Here is a 4,220-nt window from a genome sequence, read left to right as displayed (position 1 = left end):
GTCGTGCTCAATCTGCAGTCATTCCATGCTTACATATCCTGCAGGAGGCTAATGGTGGCTGGCTTTCCAGAGCCATTATGGATGCCTTGGCAGAATATTTATCCATGTCGAATATCAGTGTTTATGAAGTGGCGACTTTTTACAGCATGTTTGAACTGGAACCCGTCGGTAAACATAAGATTAGTCTGTGCACCAATATCTCGTGCATGTTGTGTGGCTCTGAGGAAATACTCGAACATCTTCAGCAACGGTTAGCGATTAAGCCAGGTGAAACAACGGCCGATGGACTATTTACACTCAAAGAGGTCGAGTGTCTTGGCGCTTGTGTTGGTGCGCCTATGCTGTTGATGGATAAGCAATACCACGAGTACCTGACCAAAGAAAAGATTGATGCCTTGATTGATGGGGTCCAATCATGAAGCTGGATCAAGTGTGTTTTCGTACCAACCATCTTTCACCATCCTGGACACTGGATGCCTACCGACAGGTCGGTGGTTATCAGGTACTTGAAGATATCTTGAGCAATAAACTCAAGCCTGAGTTGATTATTGAGCAGATCAAAAACTCCGCACTACGTGGTCGCGGTGGCGCTGGTTTCCCTACCGGGCTGAAATGGAGCTTTATGCCCAGACGTTTGCCGGGTGATAAATATATTGTCTGTAATTCCGATGAAGGCGAGCCGGGTACGTGTAAAGATCGCGATATTCTCAGGTTTAACCCGCATCAATTGATAGAAGGCATGATTATCGCCGGTTATACGATTGGAGCCCAGACTGGATATAACTACATCCGCGGTGAGTTTTTTGAACCTATAGAGCGTTTTGAGGCAGCGTTGGAAGAAGCCAGAGAAGCCGGCTATTTAGGTAAAGATATTCTCGGCAGTGGCTTTCACTTTCAGCTTCATACTCATATCGGCGCGGGTGCTTATATATGTGGTGAAGAAACTGCCTTACTCGAATCCTTGGAAGGTAAAAAAGGGCAGCCACGTTATAAACCACCATTTCCAGCTGGCTATGGCTTATATGGCAGGCCGACAACGATTAACAATACAGAAAGTTTAGCCTCGATTCCGGTGATATTGCAGCATGGTGCGGACTGGTTTCATGAATTAGGCACGCCAAATAATGGTGGCAGTAAGATTTTTTGTATGACGGGTCATGTTAATAAACCCGGTAACTATGAAGTGCCGTTAGGTACGCCGTTTGCTGAGCTACTGGAGTTGGCGGGTGGTGTTCGGCACGGTCATCAGTTAAAAGCCGTAATTCCTGGTGGCTCATCCACGCCGGTGGTACCAGCTGAGATTATGATGGGACTCGATATGAGTTATGACGGGATTGCCAAAGGGCGTTCCATGCTGGGAGCCGGGTCAGTCATTGTCATGGATGATTCAACTTGTATGGTAAAAGCACTGCAACGTATTGCCTATTTTTATTATGAAGAGTCATGCGGTCAGTGCACACCTTGTCGTGAAGGCACTGGATGGCTGTATCGGGTTGTGAAGCGCATTGAAGAGGGGCAGGGCAAGCAAGAAGATTTAGATCGGCTGGTGGATGTGGCTGAAAATATTAATGGCAATACCATTTGTGCTCTGGGTGATGCGGCGGCAGCCCCTGTCGTCAGTTTCATCAAACATTTTCGTGAAGAATTTCAATACCACATCGATCATGGTCGGTGTATGGATAACACAGCGTGAAGGCTGAGTAGATATGGTTAATATCGAAATCGACGGTATTCCACTGAAAGTGGACTCAACAAAAATGATTATTCAGGCTGCTGATGAGGCAGGTATTGATATTCCACGTTTTTGTTACCACAAAAAACTGTCGATAGCAGCCAATTGTCGGATGTGTCTTGTTGAGGTTGATAAGTCCCGTAAAGCGCTGCCAGCCTGTGCGACGCCTGTGACTGAAGGCATGAAAGTATTCACTCATTCCAAAGTCGCGATTAATGCTCAACGCAGTGTGATGGAATTTTTATTGATTAATCATCCACTGGATTGTCCGATTTGTGATCAGGGCGGTGAATGCGAGCTGCAGGATCTGTCGATGGGATATGGCGAAGGTGTCAGTCGGTTTACAGAAGGTAAACGTGTTGTCAAAGACAAAGATATCGGGCCTTTGATTCGCACGGACATGACGCGTTGTATTCATTGCACACGCTGTGTTCGTTTTGGGCAGGAAATTGCCGGCGTCAAAGAACTCGGTGCAACTGGACGTGGCGAACATATGGAGATTGGTACCTATGTTGAGCACAGCTTGGTTTCTGAGTTGTCGGGTAATATTATCGATCTCTGTCCTGTTGGAGCATTAACGTCTAAACCTTTCCGTTACAAAGCGCGTGCCTGGGAAATGAAAGCCCATCCCTCCATCGCACCTCATGATGCCATCGGTTCTAATATTGAGCTGCATGTCAGACAAAATGATGTGATGCGTGTGGTACCGAGAGATAATGAGTCCATTAATGAGGCCTGGTTATCGGATAGAGACAGGTTCTCCTATCAAGGTTTGGCCCATCCTAAACGACTTTCTGAGCCCATGATTAAAGTAGAGGGTGACTGGCAGGTCGTTGACTGGCAAACCGCATTGGAAACAGCGGTAAAAGGTTTACAAACCGTTATCAATAAACATGGCGCCGAAGAAGTGGGCGGCATGATTTCACCGACAGCGACGCTGGAAGAAGCCTTTCTGTTTCAGAAATGGTTACGCGGTTTAGGTGTTGAAAATATTGACCATCGCCTTCGTCAGCAAGATTTTTCTGACTCTCCTGAGCAGTACGCAACGGAGAGCTGGACATTGGCAGATGTCCAGGACAGTGATGCGATTGTGCTTATCGGCAGTCATGTTCGGGCTGAGCAACCTATTCTTGCTCATCGTATAAGACAAGCGGCGATAAATGGTGCCGTGATAAGTAATATCAATTTCTTTCTGACAGACTTGCTGATGCCGGTTGAGTTTGAAATGGCAGTGGATATCAAGGGCATGCTCTCCACCTTAGCGGGCATTGCCAAAGTATTATCGTCAATGACCAATGACGATGATGATGCATGGCATGCTCTATATCCGGAACGTACGCCCACTGCGTTTGAACAAAATGTGGCTATGCAGTTATCGAACGCAGCGACCGCCACCTTGATCGTGGGAGACTTAGCTAATCATCACCCCGATGCTGCAAAAATACGTGCTTTAGTCCAGAAAATTGCTGAATTGTCGGGCAGTCGCTGTATGGTGATGCCATCTGCGAATAGCCAAGCTCATGTCTTTGCCAACACCTTACCTGGTAAGGAAGCGAAAAACAGTCTGCAAATGTGGCAACAGAGTCTCCGAGCTTACGTGCTGATGGGGTTAGACGCATTGCATGATACTGCTGTCCCAGCCATTGCCAAACAAGCACTAAAGCGCGCCAGTTTTGTGGTGGCACTACATAGTTTCGATAGTGAGTTTCTGAGACAAACGGCCGATGTGATTTTACCCATGGCCTGTTTTACTGAAACTTCTGGCACGTTTGTTGGACTGGATAAACAATGGCAGCAGTTTGCTGGTGCGGTTGCTCCTAGAGGGGATAGTCGCCCTGGTTGGAAGATTCTGCGTGTGCTCGGTAATGTCAGTCATCTCGACGGTTTCGACTATATTTCGTCACAGGACGTGGTGGATGAGGTTCGTCAGAAACAAGCTGAGAGACATACCGACCCGGCTCCGCCATATATCCCCGATTCGCTTAACCTAGAGTCAGACTTGATGATGATTTCTGAGGTACCGATGTATCGGACGGATGCATTATTACGTCACAGTGAAGCGTTACAAAAAACACCGGAAACTCAACGCATACAGTTTGCACGTATCAATAGAAAAGAAGCCGCAAAACACAATTTAAATCATCAAACGCCATTGACGCTGACACAACAAGACAGCGTGATTCGCCTGCCCTTAGAGATTGATGACAATATTGCGGATGGTTGCGTTTATGTTGCAGCAACGACAGAGGCCGCTAGCCGTCTAGTCATCCTGTTTGGACAGATCGCTGTTTCTCAAAGTGAGGCAGTTACATGATTGATATGTTTTTACAGGATATCCTGCCGAATCTATTCAAAATTTTACTCATTATTGTGCCTTTGATGCTATCAGTCGCCTATTTGACTTACGCTGAACGTAAAGTCATTGGTTATATACAAACGCGTATTGGTCCTAACCGAGTCGGCCCTTGGGGATTACTGCAACCGATAG

At 46.8% G+C, this 4,220-nt stretch carries 4 protein-coding genes; all 4 read left to right on the top strand.

Annotated features, from left to right (window positions below; translation table 11 throughout):
• Positions 1–419: NADH-quinone oxidoreductase subunit NuoE (nuoE, locus tag B4K20_RS00655; protein WP_289281491.1), on the top strand; the 419-nt coding region annotated here is incomplete at its 5' end.
• A complete protein-coding gene (gene nuoF / locus B4K20_RS00650) occupies positions 416–1,693 on the top strand; it encodes an NADH-quinone oxidoreductase subunit NuoF (protein ID WP_289281490.1) in 1,278 nt (425 codons plus the stop codon). The genes nuoE and nuoF, both read left to right, overlap by 4 nt.
• A gap of 13 nt (positions 1,694–1,706) precedes the next feature.
• On the top strand, positions 1,707–4,046 hold the full coding sequence (gene nuoG, locus B4K20_RS00645) for an NADH-quinone oxidoreductase subunit NuoG (protein WP_289281489.1): 2,340 nt from the start codon (positions 1,707–1,709) through the stop codon (positions 4,044–4,046).
• A 5-nt stretch (positions 4,047–4,051) separates the two neighbouring features.
• Positions 4,052–4,220: NADH-quinone oxidoreductase subunit H (locus B4K20_RS00640; protein ID WP_289281494.1), on the top strand; the 169-nt coding region annotated here is incomplete at its 3' end.

The organism is Methylophaga sp. UBA5088, assembly GCF_002414625.1.
Classification (GTDB): Bacteria; Pseudomonadota; Gammaproteobacteria; order Nitrosococcales; family Methylophagaceae; genus Methylophaga; species Methylophaga marina.
Note: the sequence above shows the minus strand (reverse complement) of the source record. Positions and strands in the feature narration are given on the sequence as shown.